The following is a 19049-nucleotide window of genomic DNA, read 5'->3' on the forward strand; positions in this document are numbered from 1 at the left end:
CTCGACATGAATCGCCGCCACCTGCCGACGCTGACCGCCATGCAATGCTTCGAGGCCTCGGCTCGCCACCTCAGCTTCACCCGGGCCGCCGAGGAGCTGAGCCTGACCCAGAGCGCGGTCAGCAAGCAGGTCGCCCAGCTCGAGTCGGTGCTCGAGCATCCGCTGTTCCGGCGAGTGCGCAAGCGCCTGCAGGTCACTCCGGAGGGCTCGCTGTATCTGACCGAGGTGCGCAAGATCCTCGCCCAGGTCGAGATGTCGACGCGCTACATGCAGTCCTACGGCGGCCAGAGCGAGGTCCTCAACGTGACGACCCTGCCGACCTTCGGCGCCCGCTGGCTGATACCGCGGCTCAACGGCTTCCGCTTCCGGCATCCGAAGGTCTACCTGAATATCAGCAACCGCGTGGAGCCCTTCGATCTCGAGGAGGCGCGGGTCGACGTGGCCTTCTTCTTCGGCCACGGCGCCTGGCCGAAGGCCGAGTGCATCAAGCTGCTCGACGAGACCATGGTACCGGTCTGCGCCCCCACGGTGGTGCCGGCCGGCGGCATCGAGGGCCCGCTGGCGCTGACCGACCTGGTGCTGCTGCAGAGTGCGACGCGGCCGGAGGCCTGGCACGACTGGTTCGAAGCCCAGGGCTGCTACACCGAGCACAGCTATCACGGGCCGCGCTTCGACACCTTCTACATGGCGTTGAGTGCCGCCCGGGCGGGCTGCGGGGTGGCCCTGGTGCCGCGCTTCCTCGCCGAGGAGGAACTGGCGGCCGGCCAGCTGACGATCCCCTGGGCGTTCTCGCTGACCAGTCGGGATGCCTACTACCTCGCCTATCCCGAGTACAAGGGCGAGGTGGCCAAGGTGAAGGGGTTCATCGAGTGGATCCTGGAACACCTGGAAACGCCGGCCAGGGTCGACGGGGCCCGGCCGGCTCGTTAGCCACCTTCATGACTCGATGGAATGCATGACGCGCTTTTTTTCGTTTGAAGCCCTGCCGGGGCGCTGGTTACATCGAGAGCCATGGCACCTCCCCCGAGGCAACGACAGGTACTGGACATGGCTTTTCCTCACGTCAGCGGCTCGCTGGGCATCCTGCATCCTCTCTGCATCGAGCGCGGTCGCAATGCCGAGGTCTGGGACGAGCAGGGACGGCACTACATCGACTTCATCGGCGGTATCGGCGTCCTCAACCTGGGGCACGGCCATCCCGCCGTGGTCGAGGCGGTCAAGGCCCAGGCCGAGACCCTGCTGCACTCCGCCTTCAATGCCCTGCCGCATCGCGGCTACCTGGAGGTGGTCAAGGCACTGGACGCCTTCGTGCCGGTCTCCTGGCCACTGTCCTGCATGCTGACCAACAGCGGCGCCGAGGCCACCGAGAACGCCCTCAAGGTGGCGCGCGCCGCCACGGGGCGTCAGGCGGTGATCGCCTTCGACGACGGCTTCCATGGCCGGACCCTGGCGGCGCTGAGCCTCAACGGCAAGGTCAAGCCCTACAAGAACCGACTCGGTACGCTGCCCGGGCCGGTGCATCACCTGCCCTTCCCGAGCCGCGACAGCGGGGTGAGCGCCGATGAGGCCACGGCGGCCCTCGAGCGGCTGTTCGAAGTGGCGGTGCCGAGCGACGAGGTGGCGGCCATCATCGTCGAGCCGGTGCAGGGCGAGGGAGGCTTCCGGCTACTCGATGCCGATTTCGCCGCCCGCCTGCGGGCCTGCTGCGACCAGCATGGCATCGTGCTGATCTTCGACGAGATCCAGTCCGGCTTCGGCCGCACCGGCCGGCGTTTTGCCTTCTCCCGGCTGGGCGTCGAGCCCGACCTGCTGCTGCTGGGCAAGAGCCTGGCATCCGGCCTGCCGCTGGCGGCGCTGGCCGGCCGGGCCGAGTTCATGGAGGCCCCGCCCGTGGGCGGGCTGGGCGGCACCTATTCGGGTAACGCCCTGGCCTGTGCGGCGGCCCGGGCGGTGATGGACCTGATGAGCGAGGACAAGCTGCGCCAGTGGGGCGAGGCCCAGGAGCGGCTGATCGTCGAGGCCCATGGGCGCTTCCGCGAACGCTTCCCGATGATCGGGGCGCTGACCGGGATCGGCGCCATGCGCGGGATCGTCTTCGAGGACACCCCAGGCGCCAGTGGGGCCGATCACCTGGCGGCCCTGCTGGTGGCCGGCCGTGAGGCCGGAGTACTGCTGATGCCCAGCGGCCGCCGGCGCAACGTGCTGCGCCTGCTCGCGCCCTTGACGGCAGAGCCGGAGGTGATGCGCGAGGGGTTGCAGCGCCTCGAGCGAGCCCTGGCGACGCTGCGGCCATGATCGCCCCCCTTGTCATACCCAACGAACCCCGAGAGACATTCCCCATGAATACGACCCTCGTTTCCCCGGATGCCATCCGCGACCGCTTCTCCCGGGCCATGTCGGCCATGTACCAGAGCGAGGTGCCCCAGTACGGGACCCTGCTCGAGCTGGTCGCCCAGGTGAACCGCGAGACCCTGGCGCAGGACCCTGCCCTGGCCGAACGCCTCGACGCCCATGACGAGAGCAGCCGTCTCGGCGTCGAGCGCCACGGCGCCATCCGTGTCGGCACCGCCGAGGAACTCGCCATGCTGCGTCGCCTGTTCGCGGTGATGGGCATGTCCCCGGTGGGCTACTACGATCTCTCCGCGGCCGGCGTGCCGGTGCATTCCACGGCCTTCCGCCCGGTCGACGACGCGGCGCTGGCCCGCAACCCCTTCCGCCTCTTCACCTCGCTGCTGCGCCTGGAGCTGATCGAGAACCCGGCACTGCGCGAGCGAGCCGCGGCCATCCTCGCCGGGCGGGATATCTTCACCGACGGCTGCCGCGAGTCGATAGCGCGCCATGAGGAGCAGGGCGGGCTCACCAGTGATCAGGCCGAGCGCTTCGTCGCCGAGGCCCTGGAGACCTTCCGCTGGCACCGCGACGCCACCGTGGACCTGGCGACCTACGAGGCGCTGCATGCCGAGCACCGCCTGATCGCCGACGTGGTCTGCTTCCCGGGCCCGCACATCAACCATTTGACGCCGCGGGCCCTGGATATCGACGAGGCGCAGCGCCGTATGCCGGCGGTGGGCATGAATCCCAAGGAAGTGATCGAAGGGCCGCCCCGTCGCCGATGCCCCATCCTGCTGCGCCAGACCAGCTTCAAGGCCCTGGAGGAGACCACTCGCTTCGCCGGCGAGCGCCAGGGGACCCATACCGCCCGCTTCGGCGAGATCGAGCAACGCGGTCTGGCCCTGACCGCCAAGGGCCGGGCGCTCTACGACCGCCTGCTCAGCGCCTCCCGCGAGAGGACCCGGGGGCTGACCAACCAGGCGCACCAGCGGGCCCTGGCCGAGGTCTTCACCGACTTCCCCGACGACGAGACCAGGCTGCGCCGGCAGGGCCTGGCGTTCTTCGAGTACCGACTCACCGACGCCGGCCGCTCGGCCGCCGCCCCGGTCGAAGACGACATGGAGGGGCTGATCTCGCGAGGGCTGGTGGTCGCCCGGCCGATCACCTACGAGGACTTCCTGCCGGTGAGTGCCGCGGGGATCTTCCAGTCCAACCTGGGCGATGGCGGGGGCGAGGCCTATGCCGGCAACGCCAATCGCGAGGCCTTCGAGGCCGCGCTGGGCGCCCCGGTGACCGACGAGCTGGCGCTGTACGCCGAGCGCGAGCGGGCCTCCCGGGCGGCGGTGCTCCAGGCCCTGGGGCATTGATCGTCCCGGAGGCCAGGGTTACTGAAGACGGCGGGACTGAAAAAGAAAGAAGCCGAACCGGGGGACCCGATTCGGCTTCGATCATGGCCTCACGTCACGCAGAGGTCATGAGGGGAAGGAGAACTGCGCGCCCTCGCGGACGCCGGCGGACGGCCAGCGCTGGGTGACGGTCTTGCGCTTGGTGTAGAAGCGCACCGCATCCGGGCCGTAGGCGGCCAGGTCACCGAACAGCGAGCGCTTCCAGCCGCCGAAGCTGTGGTAGGAGACCGGCACCGGCAGCGGCACGTTGATGCCGACCATGCCCACCTGGATGCGGTCGCTGAAGTAGCGGGCCGCCTCGCCGTCGCGGGTGTAGATGCAGGTACCGTTGCCGTACTCGTGATCGTCGATCAGCTGCATGGCCTCTTCCATGGAACCGGCGCGGACCACCAGCAGCACCGGGCCGAAGATCTCCTCGAGGTAGCAGGTCATCTCGGAGGTCACGCGGTCGATCAGGGTGCCGCCGACGTAGAAGCCGTCTTCAAAGCCCGGCACCTGGACGCCGCGGCCATCGACGACGATCTCGGCGCCCTGCTGCTCGGCGCTGTCGATGTAGCCGCAGACCTTCTCCTGGTGGGCCTTGGTGATCACCGGGCCGAAGTCGTTGTCGGCATCATGGAAGGGGCCGACCTTCAGGGTCTTCATCTGCTCCTGCATCTTGGCGATCAGGGCGTCGGCGGCCTCGTCGCCCACCGCCACGGCCACGGACAGCGCCATGCAGCGCTCGCCGGAGGAGCCGAAGGCGGCGCCGGTCAGCGAGTTGACCACGTTGTCCATGTCGGCGTCGGGCATGACGATGGCGTGGTTCTTGGCGCCGCCCAGGGCCTGGCAGCGCTTGCCGTTGGCGCTGGCGCGGCTATAGATGTACTCGGCGATCGGCGTGGAGCCAACGAAGCTCACGGCCTGCACGCGGGCATCGTCGAGCAGGGTATCGACGGCTTCCTTGTCACCGTTGACCACGTTGAGCACGCCGGCGGGCAGGCCCGCCTCCAGCGCCAGCTCGGCGATATAGAGGGTCGAGGTCGGGTCGCGCTCGGAGGGCTTGAGCACGAAGGTGTTGCCGGTGGCGATGGCCATCGGGTACATCCACAGCGGGACCATGGCCGGGAAGTTGAACGGCGTGATGCCGGCGACCACGCCCAGCGGCTGGAATTCGCTCCAGGAGTCGATGCCGGGGCCGGTGTTCTTGCTGTACTCGCCCTTGAGCAGTTCCGGCACGCCACAGGCGTATTCGACGTTCTCGATGCCGCGCTGCAGTTCGCCCTTGGCGTCGTGGACGATCTTGCCGTGTTCCTGACCGATCAGCCGGCAGATCTCGTCGGCATTCTGCTCCAGCAGGGCCTTGAAGCGGTACATGATGCGCGCGCGCTTGGCGGGCGGGGTGTCGCGCCAGGCCGGGAAGGCGGCCTGGGCGGCGGCGATCGCCTCCTCGACGGTGGCCTTGCTGGCCAAGGCGACCTGGCCGCCCACTTCGCCGGTGGAGGGGTTGAAGATGTCCTGGGTGCGCGCGGCGTCTTCGACGCGAGCGCCGTTGATCAGATGGCCGAGGGTGGTCATGTAAGTCCTCTCAATCCAGTTCGCCGATGGCGTCGCCAAGGGCATTGACGAGGCGGTCGATCTCCTCGCGCTCGACGGTGAAGGGCAGGCCGAGCTGGAGGGTGTCGCCGCCGTAGCGCACGTAGAAGCCCTTCTCCCAGCACTTCATGGCGATCTCGAAGGGGCGTCGCGCCGGCTCGCCGGGGTAGGGCTCGATCTGTAGGGCGCCGGCGAGCCCATAGTTGCGGATGTCGCTGATATAGCGGGTGCCCTCGAGGCCGTGCAGCGCCTCCTCGAAGACCGGGCCCATATCGCGCACGCGCTCGATCAGGCGGTCGTTCTCGAGCACGTCCAGGGTCGCCAGCGCCGCGGCACAGGCCGCCGGGTGGCCGGAGTAGGTGTAGCCGTGGGGCAGCTCGAGCATGTAGTCGGGCCCGCCCTGCTCCATGAAGGTCTGGTAGATCTCGCCTTGCACGATCACCGCGCCCATGGGCACCGCGCCATTGGTCAGCTGCTTGGCAACGTTCATGATGTCCGGCACCACGCCGAACGCCTCGGCGCCGGTCATGGCGCCCATGCGGCCGAAGCCGGTGATCACCTCGTCGAAGATCAGCAGGATCTCATGCTGATCACAGATCTCGCGCAGCCGCTGCAGGTAGCCCCTGGGTGGCGGGATCACCCCGGCCGACCCGGCCAGGGGCTCGACGATGACCGCGGCGATGTTGGAGGCATCGTGCAGGGCGATCAGCTCCAGCAGCTCCTCGGCGCGCTCGGCGCCGCGCTCGGGCATGCCCCGGGTGAAGGCATTTTCCGGGAGCAGGGTATGCGGCAGGTGGTCGGCATCCACGCCCTGGCCGAAGAGGGCGCGGTTGGCGCCGATGCCGCCCAGGCTGATGCCACCGAAGTTGACGCCGTGATAGCCCTTGGCGCGGCCGATCAGCTTGGTCTTGGTCGGCTTGCCCTTCTTGCGCCAGTAGGCGCGGGCGATCTTCAGCGAGGTGTCGGCGCTCTCGGAGCCGGAGCCGGTGAAGAAGGCGTAATCCAGCCCGGCCGGCGTCAGCTCACGCAGGCGATGGGCCAGCTCGAAGGCCTTGGGATGGCCGAACTGGAAGGCCGGCGAATAGTCCAGCTCGGCGAGCTGGCGGGACACTGCCTCGGTGATTTCCGGGCGGCCATGCCCGGCACCGCAGGTCCACAGGCCGGAGAGGCCGTCGAAGATCCGGCGGCCCTGGGCATCGGTCAGGTAGCTGCCCTGGGCACCGACGATGATCCGCGGGTCGCGCTTGAACTGGCGGTTGCCGGTGTAGGGCATCCAGTAGGCGTCCAGCTGTTCGCGGCTCAGCCCCGCGGCCTGAGGAAACGCTCGATCTGACATGGCAGCACCCTCGGTTGATATCGCCGTTGTCGGTGACTCTATGGGGAAGGCTAGATCCGGTTGTCGATAAGTTAAATCCGGATGTATTGAATCTCATGAAAGCTATTATTTAACTTTCCGCCCGCTTGGACGTATCCTCCAAGCCGAATGTCGTCGAGAGGAGGAAGCTGCCCATGCCACCCCGCAGAGCGGGCCTGACGGGCCAGCCGAGTGATGCCGATCTTCGCCTGCTGAGGATCTACCGAAAGGTGGTGGAATGCGGAGGCTTCTCTGCCGCCGAGGTGGAGCTGAATATTAGCCGGGCCGCCATCAGCATGGCGATGAACGACCTGGAGACGCGGCTCGGCCTGCGGCTCTGCCAGCGAGGACGCAGTGGCTTCGCCCTGACCAGCGAGGGCGCGGAGGTCTATGAGGCCACGCTGCAGCTGCTGGCCGCGGTGGAAGGCTTCCGCACCCGGGTCAACGGCCTGCATGCCTGGCTCAAGGGTGAGCTCAACATCGGCATCACCGACAACCTGGTGACCATGCCCGAGATGCATATCACCAATGCCCTTAGCGCGCTCAAGGAGCGCGGCCCGGACGTACGCATCAACATCCGCATGATACCACCCAGCGATATCGAGCTCGGGGTATTGGACGGCCGGTTGCATACCGGCGTGATCCCGGCGCTCAAGACCCTGCCCGGGCTACAATACCTCTCGCTCTATGAAGAGTGCTCACGGCTCTACTGTGCGTCCGGGCACCCCCTGTTCGACGCCGAGGGGGTGGCGGAGGACCAGTTGGCGGACTGCGATGCCGTGGTGCCCGCCTATGCCCAGACGCCGGCGATCAAGGCACTCCATGAGCCCCTCAGGGCCGCCGCTTCGGCCACCGACCGCGAAGGCATCGCCTTCCTGATCCTCTCCGGTCGCTATATCGGTTACCTGCCGACCCACTATGCCGAGCGCTGGGTTCGCGATGGCCGGATGCGCGCCCTGAACCCCGGCAAGTGGCACTATCTCACCCATTACAACGCCATCACCCGCAAGGGCGCCCCGCCCAACCTGGTGCTGGAAAGCTATCTCGAGGAACTGGAACACCTGATAAAGGCGTGACAGGCCGTCAAGGCTAGACGGGATATCGGCCCGACAAGCGAATGGAATGGGAACGACCGATCCGATGACGGACATGAGGTGTGCCACAAAAACAGCGAAGGGCCTACGGCAGAACCGTAGGCCCTCGATAACTGGCGCGCCCAGAAGGATTCGAACCTTCGACCTTTGGCTCCGGAGGCCAACGCTCTATCCAGCTGAGCTATGGGCGCATGCACGGCGTCGCCGAGCGGTCGTCATCCTAACTGCCCGGCCGGCCGCTGTCCAGCGCTCGGCCGCTTGCGGCCGGGTTCTCATGCCAATGGCGGGGATGGAGCCATTTTCCAGCCGCAGGGGATGCCGGTATACTGTCCGCCAACTCGAGACGCGATGGCATCTCGCTCGGCTGCGTTGTCGCTGTGACCCAGGCGCTGCCGCATACAACTTCCTACAGGACCGTCAAGAGGTGGTGAGAGTGAAATCCAGCAAGCTGATCATGGGGTGCCTGGCCACCCTGGGCCTGGCCGCGGGAGCCGGCTCTGCCCTGGCGCAGGACGACGCCGAGCGTGAGGCCATCGCCGAGCGCCTGAAACCGGTGGGCGAGGTCTGCCTGCAGGGCGAGGAGTGCGGCACGGCCATGGCGGCGGCCGACTCCTCTGGCGACGGCGGTGGCGACGCCGACGGCGAGACCATCTACGGCAACGTCTGCGCCGCCTGCCACGATTCCGGCGCCGCCGGCGCCCCGGTGCGCGGCGAGGAGGATGCCTGGACCGAGCGTGCCGACCAGGGCTTCGAGACGCTGCTGGATCACGCCATCAACGGTATCGGCGCCATGCCGGCACGCGGCGGCAACCCCAACCTCTCCGACGCCGAGGTCGAAGCCGCCCTGGCCCACCTGGTCGAGCCGGTGATGGAGGTCCCCGAGCTGGGCGGCGATGAGGCGGCCGAGGAAGAGGCGCCGGCCGAAGGCGAGGAAGAAGTCGCCGCCGAGGAAGATACCACCGAAGAAGGGGCCACCGAGGAAGAGGGCGCCGCTGAGGAAGAGGGCGCCACGGCCGAGAACGGTGGCGGCAGCGATCTGGACGGCGCGGAACTCTATGCCGGCTCGGCCTGCGTCGCCTGCCACGACTCGGGAGCCGCCGGCGCCCCGATGATCGGTGACGCCGAAGCCTGGGGACCGCGCCTCGACAAGGGCGTCGAGACCCTCTACGAGAGCGCCATCAACGGTATCGGCGCCATGCCGCCCAAGGGCGGCGCCGCGAACCTCTCCGACGAAGAGGTCCAGGCCATCGTCGACTATATGGTGAGCCAGGCCGAGTAAGCACCGATGCGATGCGAGCGGGGCGCCGATCCGGCGCCCCGCTCGCGTTTGCGCTCTCCCGCCGCCGGAATCATCCCAATAGCGAGCGGATCCCCGCCAGCGCATCCTGGCCGCGCGCCTGCTTCTTCTCCGGGTCCTCCCGGTCGGGCCGGCCCTCCCACTCCAGGTCCGCCTCGGGCAATTCGTCCAGGAAGCGGCTGGGCACGCAATCCATCAGCTCGCCATAGGCCTTGCGCTGACGCGCCAGGGTCAGGGTCAGGGTGCGACGGGCCCGGGTGATGCCCACATAGGCCAGGCGCCGCTCCTCCTCCACGGTGCCGGCCTCGATGGCATTGCGATGCGGCAGCAGCTCCTCCTCCAGGCCCATCAGGTAGACGTGGGGGAACTCGAGGCCCTTGGAGGCGTGCATGGTCAGCAGCTGGACGCGGTCGGAGTCGTCCTCCTCGGCCTGCTGCTCGAGGATGTCGCGCAGCACCAGGCGCGAGATGGCCGCCTCCACACCGTCGGTCTCGGTCTCCGTGCTGGCCGTGTCCTCGGGGTCACGGTTCATCGACTTCTCCAGCTGGTCGATCAGGGTCCAGACGTTGGCCATGCGCCGCTCGGCGATGGTCGGTGCGCTGGCGTTCTGGTAGAGCCAGGCCTCGTAGTCCATCTCGCGCAGCATGTCGCGGATGGCGGCGATGGCATCGCCGCCGTCCATGCGTTGGCGCACGGCGTCGATGAAGTGGGTGAACCGCCCCAGGCGTTCCACCGCCCGGGTGGGAAGCTGCTCGGCCAGGCCCAGTTCGCCGCAGGCGGCGAACAGCGAGGCGCCGCGCTCGGTGGCGTAGTTGGCCAGCTTCTCCAGGGTGCCGGGGCCGATCTCGCGGCGCGGCACGTTGACGATACGCAGGAAGGCGTTGTCGTCGGCGGGGTTGATCAGCAGCCGCAGGTAGGCCATGGCATCCTTGATCTCGTTGCGCGAGAAGAAGGAGGTACCGCCGGAGAGCTTGTAGGGAATCTGGTAGTGCTGCAGCTTGAGCTCCAGCAGCCGGGCCTGGAAGTTGCCGCGGTAGAGCACCGCGAAGTCGCGCCACTCGGCGCGCTCCTTGATGCGGCGCGTCAATATCTCGCTGGCCACCCGCTCCGCCTCGGCCTCCTCGTGGCGGTTGACCACCACGCGGATCGGCGCCCCCTCGCCCATCTCCGACCACAGGGTCTTCTCGTAGACGTGGGGGTTGTGGCCGATCAGCACGTTGGCGGCGCGCAGGATGGTGCCGGTGGAGCGATAGTTCTGCTCCAGCTTGATCACCTCGAGGCGCGGAAAGTCTTCGCCGAGGGTCACCAGGTTCTCGGGGCGGGCACCGCGCCAGGCATAGATCGACTGGTCGTCGTCGCCCACCACGGTGAAGGTCGCCCGCTCGCCCATCAGCAGCTGGACCAGCTGGTACTGGCTGACGTTGGTGTCCTGGTACTCGTCCACCAGCATGTAGTGGATGCGCTTGCGCCAGCGCGCCAGCGCCTCGGGGTCGTCGCGCAGCAGCACCACCGGCAGCAGGATCAGGTCGTCGAAGTCCACCGCGTTGTAGGCCTTGAGGTGGCGGTTGTAGGCCTCATAGACCCGGGCGGCGAACAGCTCGTCCTCGTCGGCGGCATGGGACATGGCCTGGCCGGGCAGCACCAGGTCGTTCTTCCACTGGGAGATGCGCCCCTGCACGCCATTGATCTGGTCGGCCTCGACCTGGGCGTCCTTGTGCATCAGGTCGCGCAGCAGCGCCTTGGCGTCCTCGGGATCGAACAGCGAGAAGCCCGGCTTGTAGCCCAGGGTCTTGAGCTCGCGGCGGATGATGTTGAGCCCCAGGGTATGGAAGGTGGAGACGGTCAGGCCGTGGCCCTCGCGCCCCTGGAGCATCTGCCCCACGCGCTCCTTCATCTCCCGGGCGGCCTTGTTGGTGAAGGTCACCGCGGCGATGCGTCGCGCGCTCATCCCGCAGGTCTGCACCAGGTAGGCGATCTTGGTGGTGATCACGCTGGTCTTGCCGGAACCGGCCCCGGCCAGCACCAGGCAGGGGCCGTCGATGTAGCGCACCGCCTGCTGCTGACGGGGGTTGAGCTTGGCCAGGCGCTGCTGGATGGACATCTCGGGATACCTCGTCCGGAACGGAAGCGTGGAGGCGACGACGCAGCGGTCGCGAGCGTGCCTAGGACGGCTCGGCCGCCCCTGTGAAGCCCAGCTGCCGCCAGGCCTCGAAGACCACCACCGCGCAGGCGTTGGAGAGGTTCAGGCTACGACTGTCGGGCCGCATGGGGATGCGCAACCGCTGCGCCTCGGGCAGGGCGTCGAGCATCGCCTGGGGCAGGCCACGGGTCTCGGGGCCGAACACCAGGGCATCGCCCGCCCGGTAGGCGGGCTCATGGTAGCCGGTGCGGCCACGGGTGGAAACCGCGAAGACCCGGGCGGGTGCCACCTCGGCGCGGAAGGCCGCCCAGTCGCGATGCACGCGCACCGCGGCCCACTCGTGGTAGTCCAGGCCGGCGCGGCGCAGGCGCTTGTCGTCCAGCACGAAGCCCAGCGGCTCGATCAGGTGGAGCCGGAAACCGGTGTTGGCGCACAGCCGGATCAGGTTGCCGGTATTGGGGGGTATCTCGGGCTGGTAGAGGACGATATCGAGCATGGGATGGCCTGGGAAACGCAGGCGGGCCCCGTGACGGGGCCCGCTGCAGGGTAGAAGCCCGGGAGTCAGAAGCGCAGGCGCACGCCGACCTGGGCGCCGCGATCCAGGGTGCGGCTGCCGTCATCGTCGTCGAAGTCGGCGCCCAGCTGGCGCAGGCCCAGATAGCCATCCACGTTGGGGGTGAAGCTATAGCGGGCGCGCACGCCGATCTCGTAGCCATCCTGCAGGTCACGGGTGGCGATCGCGTCCGGGGTGTAGAAGCCGTAACCGCCCAGGGAAACCTCGGGCAGGTTGGGCAGATAGACGTAGCCATAGCCGCCCAGGCCCAGGCCACCGCCCTCGCCATGGTCGGTATCGTAGTGGGTCCAGCGGGCCCCCACGCCCAGCTCGCGATCATCGGTGTGCCGGGTGCCCATCAACTGGGCATGGAAGACGCTGGCATCCTCGCGATACTCGCTGTCCACCACGCCGCCGCCCAGCTCGATGCCGCCGACCAGCTCGCCGGCCGCCTCGAACTGCACGGCGTCCGGGCCCAGGTTCAGCTCCAGGCTGCTGGCCTGGGCCAGCCCCGCGGCGCCCAGCAGCAACAGTCCGGTCAGCAGCATCAGTCTCGCTTTCATGTCGCGCTCCTTGTCGGTCGTCCGCGCACCGTGCCGGATGACGTCGTCACGCCTTCCCTGCCACCCCGTAGCGTTCCCGGTAGTCGCGAATGGCGGCGGCATGGCCGCGCAGCGATTCGCCGGCATGCTCTTCAAGATAGGCCAGGACCATGTCCAGCGTCACGATGCTGGTCACCGGGATGCCGTAGCGGGCCTCCACCTCCTGGATGGCGCTGCGCTCACCGCTGCCGCGCTCCTGGCGGTCCAGGGCGATCACCACCCCGGCGGCGCGGGCCCCGGCGCCCTCGATCAACCCCATCACCTCGCGGATGGCGGTGCCGGCGGTGATCACGTCGTCGATGATCAGCACACGGCCTTCGAGCTCGGCGCCGACGATGTTGCCGCCCTCGCCGTGCGCCTTGGCCTCCTTGCGGTTGAAGGCGTAGGGCAGATCGCGGTGGTGATGGTCGGCCAGCGCCACGGCGGTGGTGGCGGCCAGGGGAATGCCCTTGTAGGCGGGCCCGAAGAGCACGTCGAAGGCCGGGGCACGGTCGGCGATGGCGCGGGCGTAGAAACGCCCCAGGCGGGCCAGGGCGCCGCCGGTGCGGAACAGGCCGGCATTGAAGAAGTAGGGACTGACGCGGCCCGACTTGAGGGTGAACTCGCCGAAGCGCAGCACCCCCTGGTCGATGGCGAACTCGATGAAGTCACGCTGGTAGGGATGCATGCGTCGATCCGCCACGGGGCCTCCTATCACGTTTATTGGTCGCAGCCATTTACCCAAACGTCGAAACGTCGGGTATCATACACGCGCGACGGTAAAGGGACCATGTATGAAAATCGCCACCATCAATGTCAATGGCATCCGCGAGGCGGTCGGACGAGGCTTCCTCGACTGGCTGGCCGACCAGGACGCCGATGTCGTCTGCGTCCAGAACATCAAGGCCAAGAGCTTCGAGCTGGACGACAGCATCCTCTACCCGGAAGGCTACGAGGGCTACTTCCTCGACGCCGAGCAGGACGGCTTCTCCGGGGTCGGGCTCTACTGCCGCAAGATCCCCAAGGCCATCATGTACGGGCTGGGCTTTCCGCAGTGCGACCACGAGGCGCGCTTCCTGCAGGCCGACTACGACCGCTTCAGCATCGCCAGCTTCCTGATGCCCGACGGCAGCGACTACGCCGCCAAGCAGGCCTTCATGACCCAGTATCAGGAATACCTGAGCAAGATGGCACGCAAGCGTCGTGAGTACATCATCTGCGGCACCTGGCACATCGCCCACAAGACCCTCGACCTGGAGAACTGGGCCGACAACCAGGAGACGCCTGGCTTCAAGCCCGAGGAGCGCGCCTGGATGGACCAGGTGTTCGGCCCCACCGGCTTCATCGACACCTTCCGCGAGATCAACCGCGACGCCGGGGAGTACACCTGGTGGCCGAAGCTCGACGAGGAGGTCTCCCGCTCCCGCCAGGAGGGCTGGCGCATCGACTATCAGGTGGTGGGTCCCAACTTCCGCCGCCACGTGGTCGACGCCTGGATCGACTACGACGCCACCTTCTCCGAGCACGCCCCGCTGATCGTCGAGTACGACCTGCAGCTCTGAAGCGCTCCCCCGTCGCCGTTCCGGCCCGCCGGAACGCAGCACGCCGGCCCCGAGGCCGGCGTGCTGCGTTTATCGGCACACGGGAGGCGTCAGGCGGGGATCCCCAGCGCCTCGCGCTGGTGGGCGAACAGCTGCGCCCCGGCCTGCTCGGCCAGCTCCAGCATGGCATTGAGCTCGGCACGGCTGAAGGTGCCCGCCTCGGCGGTGCCCTGCACCTCGATCAGACCGCCGCTCTCGGCCATCACCACGTTCATGTCGGTGTCCGCCCCGCTGTCCTCGGGATAGTCCAGGTCCACCACCGGCACGCCCTTGAAGATGCCCACCGACACCGAGCTCACCAGCTGCTTGAAGGGATCTCCCTTGATCAGCTTGTTGCGCTGCAGGTAGCGGATGGCGTCCACCAGGGCCACGCAGCCGCCGGTGATGGCGGCGGTGCGGGTGCCGCCGTCGGCCTGGATGACGTCGCAGTCGAGGGTGATGGTGAACTCGCCCAGCTTCTTGAGGTTCACCGCCGCCCGCAGCGAGCGCCCGATCAGACGCTGGATCTCCAGGGTGCGGCCGCCCTGCTTGCCGCGGGTCGCCTCGCGCCCGCCCCGGGTATGGGTGGCACGGGGCAGCATGCCATACTCGGCGGTCACCCAGCCCTGGCCCTTGCCGCGCAGCCAGCGCGGCACCCCGGCCTCGACGCTGGCATTGCACAGCACCCGGGTGTCGCCGAACTCCACCAGCACCGAACCCTCGGCATGGCGAGTGTAGTCCCGGGTCAGGCGGATCTCGCGGGACTGTTCGGGGGCGCGCCCGCTGGGGCGTCGAAAGTCGGTAGACATAGCACCTCGTCATCAGGATCGGTTCGGGAATCAGTGGGCCGCCATTCTACACCCTTCCACCGGAGACGCCGGGGAATCGGTTACACTGCGGGCTCCTAGATGTTCCGGAACCGCCAGGAGTCGCCGCCATGGTGCACAGCATGACCGCCTTCGCCCGCCAGGAGCACGTCGCCGCCTGGGGCAGCCTGCAGCTCGAGCTGCGCTCGGTGAACCAGCGCTACCTGGAGCCCCACTTCCGCCTGCCGGAGGGCCTCCGCGACCTGGAACCCGGCTTCCGCGAGGCGCTGCGTTCCCGCCTGGCCCGCGGCAAGGTGGAGTGCAGCCTGCGCTTCGAGCCCGCCGGCGACGCCGCCGGCCTGGCGGTCAGCCGGGAACGGCTCGCCGAGCTGGCCCGCGCCCTCGGCGAGGTGCGCCAGGAGGTGCACGACGCCCCCCTGCCCGACGCCCTGGCGCTGCTCGACTACCCCGGCGTGCTGGAGAATCGCGGCCCCGACCCCGAGACCGTCAAGGCCGAGGCCCTCGCCCTGTTCCGGGCCACCCTGGACGACCTGGTGACCGGCCGCGCCCGGGAGGGCGACAAGCTCGCCGCCCTGATCCGCGAACGGCTGGCCGGCATCGAGGCACAGGTGGCCGAGGTACGCCGCCTGATGCCGCAGATCCTCGAGCGCCAGCGCGCCCAGCTGCTGGAACGCCTGGAGGCGGTGAAGGCCGAGCTGGATCCCCAGCGCCTGGAGGCCGAGCTCGCCCTGCTCGCCCAGAAGGCCGATGTGGACGAGGAGCTCGACCGCCTGGCCACCCACGTGGGCGAGGTGGAGCGCCAGCTGGGACAGAAGGGGCCGGTGGGTCGGCGCCTGGACTTCCTGATGCAGGAGCTCAACCGCGAGGCCAACACCCTGTCGTCGAAGTCGGTGGTCGCCAGCACCACCCGCTGCGCCGTGGAACTCAAGGTGCTGATCGAGCAGATGCGCGAACAGGTGCAGAACATCGAGTAGTCCCGCGAATGACCGTGACGCCGACCGTTACTCCCCGCCCGAGCGCTTTCGCCGCCGCGCGGCGGCGAATCGCCGTGCTGCTGCTCGCCTGCCTCGTCGCACTGCCAGCCGCCGAGGCCCAGGACGGCGGCGACCGGACCATCGTGGTCGGCGGGGATCGCTACCATCCCCCCTACGAGTTCCTCGACGAGGACGGTCGCCCCGCCGGCTACAACGTGGAACTGACCCGAGCCATCGCCGAGGTGATGGGCATCGAGGTGCGCATCGAGCTGGGCGTGTGGAGCGAGATGCGCCGCGGCCTCGAGAGTGGCGAGATCGACGTCCTCCAGGGCATGTCCTATTCCGAGCAGCGCGACGCCACCTTCGATTTCGCACCGCCCCATGCCATCGTGCACCAGTCGATCTTCGCCCGCCGCGGCACGCCCCCCGTGGAGCGCCTGGAGGCGCTGCGCGGCCAGGAGGTCATCGTCCAGCGCGGCGACATCATGCACGACTACCTGCTCGAGCAGGCGGTGGGCGCCGACCTGGTCACCACGGAGACTCATGCGGACGCGCTGCGCTCGCTGGCCGCCGGCCGGCACGACTACGCCCTGGTGGCCAATCTCCCGGCCCTCTACCTGAGCCGGGAGCTCGGGCTGACCAACCTGGAGCCGGTCGCCAGGCCCTTCTCGCTGCGCTACGGCTATGCGGTGCGCGACGGCGACGCCGACCTGCTGGCCCAGTTCAGCGAGGGCCTCGCCATCCTCAAGAACACCGGCCGCCACCAGGCGATCTACGACGAGTGGCTGGGCCCCCTGGAGCAGGCGGATGGCATCCCCTGGAAGCGCCTCGGCCTGGTCGGGGCCATCGCCTCCGGGCTGCTGCTGCTGATCCTGGGCGGCATCGTGATCTGGAACCGCATGCTCAGGCGCGAGGTGGCGAGCCGCACCGAGAAGCTGCGCCAACAGCAGCAACAGCTGATCCAGGCCGACAAGATGACCTCGCTGGGCATCCTGGTCTCCGGGGTGGCCCACGAGATCAACAACCCCAGCAGCCTGCTGTTGCTGAACCTGCCGGTGCTGCGCGACGCTTATGCCGACGCCCAACCACTGCTCGACGAGCACTATCGTTGCCAGGGGGACTTCATGCTCGGCGGCCTGCCCTACTCGCGCATTCGCGACGAGATTCCTTCCATGCTCGACGAGATGCTGGAGGGCAGCCAGCGCATCAAGCGCATCGTCGGCGACCTCAAGGACTTCGCGCGGCAGGGCAGCAGCGATCTGGGCGAACGCCTCGACCTCAACGCGGCGGTGCAGACGGCCGTGCGTCTGGTCGACAACTCGATCCGCCAGGCCACCGACCGCTTCGAGACACGCTACGCCGACGACCTGCCCACCGTCCGGGGCAATGCCCAGCGGATCGAGCAGGTGGTGATCAACCTGGTGCTGAACGCCTGCCAGGCCCTGGAGCGTCGTGATCAGGGCATCTTCCTGACCACGCGCCACCTGCCCGACCGGCAGGCCGTGATCCTGGAGGTCCGCGACCAGGGTCGGGGCATCGACCCCGAGGCGATCAACCGGCTGACCGACCCCTTCTTCACCACCCGGCGCGAATGCGGCGGCACCGGCCTGGGGCTGTCGGTCTCCGCCGGCATCGTCCACGAACACCGGGGCCGCCTGGCCTTCGACTCCCGCCCCGGCGAGGGCACCACCGTGACCCTGTCGCTGCCCGTGGTCCCGGCAAGCGACGGCGGCCCGGCGACCGACACCCCCTGGACACACGCTGACCGATGAGCATGAACCTCTATCCCGCGTTCGGCCTCCTGCTGGTCGACGACGAGCCCTCCTTCCTGCGCAGCCTGGGCATCGCCCTGGAGCGCAGCGGCGGCATCACCAACCTCCACCGCTGCCAGGATAGCCGTGAGGTGATGGCCATCCTGGCCCGGGAGAACATCGGCCTGGTGACCCTGGACCTCACCATGCCCAACCTCTCGGGCGAGGAACTGCTGAGGCGCATCGTCGAGGAGCACCCGGACATCGGGGTCATCGTGATCAGCGGCCTGAACCAGGTGGAGACCGCCGTCGACTGCATCAAGCTCGGCGCCTTCGACTACTTCGTCAAGACCGACGAGCAGGACCGGCTGATCGAGGGCATCAAGCGCGCCATCCGGCTGCAGGAGCTGCGCCACGAGAACCAGGAGCTGCGCCGGCGCTTCCTCAGCGACACCCTGGAACATCCCGAGGCCTTCGACCCTATCGTTACCGACGACAAGGGCATGCGCTCGGTCTTCCAGTACCTCGAATCGGTGGCCCCGAGCGGCCAACCCCTGCTGATCGGCGGGGAGAGCGGGGTGGGGAAGGAGCTGGTGGCGCGGGCAGCCCATGAGCTGAGCGATCGCCGGGGCCCGCTGGTCTGCGTCAACGTGGCCGGGCTCGACGACAACGTCTTCTCCGACACCCTGTTCGGCCACCAGCGGGGCGCCTTCACCGGGGCCGACCGGCCCCGCGGCGGGATGATCGAGCAGGCCGCGGACGGCACCCTCTTCCTCGACGAGATCGGCGATCTCGGCCTGGCCTCCCAGGTCAAGCTGCTGCGGCTGCTGCAGGAAGGCGAGTACTACCCCCTGGGCAGCGACCGTCCCAAGCGGATGCGGGCGCGGATCGTGGTGGCCACCCATCATGATCTCTGCGAGCGCCAACGGGCGGGAACCTTCCGCAAGGATCTCTACTACCGGCTGCGTACCCACCAGGTCCATATCCCTGCCCTGCGCCACCGCAAGGGGGACATCCCGCTGCTGCTGGATCACTTCCTCGCCGAGGCCGCCGACGAACTCGGCAAGCCCCGGCCGACCTATCCCCCCGAGCTGCCGGTGCTGCTGGCCAACTACGACTTCCCCGGCAACGTGCGGGAGCTGCGTGCCATGGCCTACGACGCCATGAGCGTCCACCGCGCCAGGACGCTCTCCATGGAGGTGTTCAAGCGGGCCATCGACCCGACACGGACGCAGCCCGCATCGCCGGACGCCTCGCTCCCCGAACGCGCGGTCTTCGCCCCGGACGAGCCCCTGCCGACCCTGCACGAGGTCGCCGACCTGCTGGTGCACGAGGCCATGCGCCGGGCCGAGGGCAACCAGTCCATCGCCTCGCGACTGCTGGGCATCTCCCAGCCGGCGCTGAGCAAGCGCCTGAAGAAGATGCGCGAGACCGGCCCGGAACCCCTATAACCTCCCCGCCACCATAACCCAGGTTATAACAGCAAATAACCCATTCTATTTCATGCACTTACATACACCACGTCGACTCGGGCCGCCCCGGGGTTATACCCCTTCGGCGGCGCTCACTATCGCCCTCACTCCCTG

16 protein-coding genes and 1 tRNA gene are annotated in these 19049 nt (G+C 68.5%); 9 read left to right on the top strand and 8 right to left on the bottom strand.

Going from position 1 to position 19049, the window contains the following annotated elements; translation table 11 throughout:
• The first annotated feature begins 6 nt into the window (after positions 1-6).
• From QWY80_RS14920 to hglS, 3 genes are all read left to right on the top strand, one after another.
• A complete protein-coding gene (locus tag QWY80_RS14920) occupies positions 7-930 on the top strand; it encodes a LysR family transcriptional regulator (protein WP_290233064.1) in 924 nt (307 codons plus the stop codon).
• 117 nt (positions 931-1047) lie between these two features.
• Positions 1048-2295: a 2-aminoadipate transaminase gene (locus QWY80_RS14925; RefSeq protein WP_290233067.1), complete on the top strand. Its 1248-nt coding sequence runs from the start codon at positions 1048-1050 to the stop codon at positions 2293-2295.
• A gap of 44 nt (positions 2296-2339) precedes the next feature.
• Entirely contained in the window at positions 2340-3698 is a 1359-nt protein-coding gene (gene hglS / locus QWY80_RS14930) for a 2-oxoadipate dioxygenase/decarboxylase HglS (protein WP_290233070.1), read from the top strand.
• Between the two features lie 105 nt (positions 3699-3803).
• Here the strand turns inward: hglS and QWY80_RS14935 are convergent, their stop codons facing one another.
• Entirely contained in the window at positions 3804-5294 is a 1491-nt protein-coding gene (locus tag QWY80_RS14935) for a CoA-acylating methylmalonate-semialdehyde dehydrogenase (protein ID WP_290233073.1), read from the bottom strand.
• A 10-nt stretch (positions 5295-5304) separates the two neighbouring features.
• Positions 5305-6648, bottom strand: coding sequence for an omega-aminotransferase AptA (gene aptA, locus QWY80_RS14940; RefSeq protein ID WP_290233077.1), 1344 nt, complete (start codon positions 6646-6648; stop codon positions 5305-5307).
• 173 nt (positions 6649-6821) lie between these two features.
• Between aptA and QWY80_RS14945 the strand changes: the two genes are divergently transcribed.
• Positions 6822-7742 (top strand): LysR family transcriptional regulator, encoded by a 921-nt coding sequence (locus QWY80_RS14945; protein WP_290233081.1) that lies wholly within the window; start codon positions 6822-6824, stop codon positions 7740-7742.
• Positions 7743-7874: 132 nt separating this feature from the next.
• Here the strand turns inward: QWY80_RS14945 and QWY80_RS14950 are convergent.
• Positions 7875-7951, bottom strand: a tRNA-Arg gene (locus QWY80_RS14950).
• A 242-nt stretch (positions 7952-8193) separates the two neighbouring features.
• Between QWY80_RS14950 and QWY80_RS14955 the strand changes: the two genes are divergently transcribed.
• Positions 8194-9039: a c-type cytochrome gene (locus QWY80_RS14955; RefSeq protein ID WP_290233084.1), complete on the top strand. Its 846-nt coding sequence runs from the start codon at positions 8194-8196 to the stop codon at positions 9037-9039.
• A gap of 70 nt (positions 9040-9109) precedes the next feature.
• Here QWY80_RS14955 and rep read toward each other — a convergent pair whose 3' ends face one another.
• The 4 genes from rep to pyrE form a co-directional block, all read right to left on the bottom strand.
• Positions 9110-11158: a DNA helicase Rep gene (gene rep, locus QWY80_RS14960; RefSeq protein WP_290233087.1), complete on the bottom strand. Its 2049-nt coding sequence runs from the start codon at positions 11156-11158 to the stop codon at positions 9110-9112.
• Positions 11159-11219: 61 nt separating this feature from the next.
• Positions 11220-11693: a tRNA (uridine(34)/cytosine(34)/5-carboxymethylaminomethyluridine(34)-2'-O)-methyltransferase TrmL gene (trmL, locus tag QWY80_RS14965; protein ID WP_290233090.1), complete on the bottom strand. Its 474-nt coding sequence runs from the start codon at positions 11691-11693 to the stop codon at positions 11220-11222.
• 65 nt (positions 11694-11758) lie between these two features.
• Entirely contained in the window at positions 11759-12313 is a 555-nt protein-coding gene (locus QWY80_RS14970) for a YfaZ family outer membrane protein (protein ID WP_290233092.1), read from the bottom strand.
• A gap of 46 nt (positions 12314-12359) precedes the next feature.
• Positions 12360-13019: an orotate phosphoribosyltransferase gene (pyrE, locus tag QWY80_RS14975; RefSeq protein WP_290234163.1), complete on the bottom strand. Its 660-nt coding sequence runs from the start codon at positions 13017-13019 to the stop codon at positions 12360-12362.
• 106 nt (positions 13020-13125) lie between these two features.
• Between pyrE and QWY80_RS14980 the strand changes: the two genes are divergently transcribed.
• The gene (locus QWY80_RS14980) at positions 13126-13893 is read left to right on the top strand and encodes an exodeoxyribonuclease III (RefSeq protein WP_290233095.1); all 768 of its coding nucleotides are present in this window, start codon (positions 13126-13128) and stop codon (positions 13891-13893) included.
• Between the two features lie 89 nt (positions 13894-13982).
• Here the strand turns inward: QWY80_RS14980 and rph are convergent, their stop codons facing one another.
• Positions 13983-14720: a ribonuclease PH gene (rph, locus tag QWY80_RS14985; protein ID WP_290233098.1), complete on the bottom strand. Its 738-nt coding sequence runs from the start codon at positions 14718-14720 to the stop codon at positions 13983-13985.
• Between the two features lie 128 nt (positions 14721-14848).
• Between rph and QWY80_RS14990 the strand changes: the two genes are divergently transcribed.
• Genes QWY80_RS14990 through QWY80_RS15000 form a run of 3 tightly spaced genes read left to right on the top strand, consistent with a single transcriptional unit; the run spans position 14849 to position 18914 of the window.
• Positions 14849-15712, top strand: coding sequence for a YicC/YloC family endoribonuclease (locus QWY80_RS14990; RefSeq protein ID WP_290233101.1), 864 nt, complete (start codon positions 14849-14851; stop codon positions 15710-15712).
• 8 nt (positions 15713-15720) lie between these two features.
• Positions 15721-17484, top strand: coding sequence for a transporter substrate-binding domain-containing protein (locus QWY80_RS14995; RefSeq protein ID WP_290233103.1), 1764 nt, complete (start codon positions 15721-15723; stop codon positions 17482-17484).
• Positions 17481-18914: a sigma-54-dependent transcriptional regulator gene (locus tag QWY80_RS15000; RefSeq protein ID WP_290233108.1), complete on the top strand. Its 1434-nt coding sequence runs from the start codon at positions 17481-17483 to the stop codon at positions 18912-18914. The genes QWY80_RS14995 and QWY80_RS15000 overlap by 4 nt, the downstream gene beginning before the upstream one ends.
• The last annotated feature ends 135 nt before the right edge of the window (positions 18915-19049 follow it).

Origin of the sequence: Halomonas ramblicola (assembly GCF_030409215.1) — a bacterium.
Taxonomy (GTDB): Bacteria; Pseudomonadota; Gammaproteobacteria; order Pseudomonadales; family Halomonadaceae; genus Halomonas; species Halomonas ramblicola.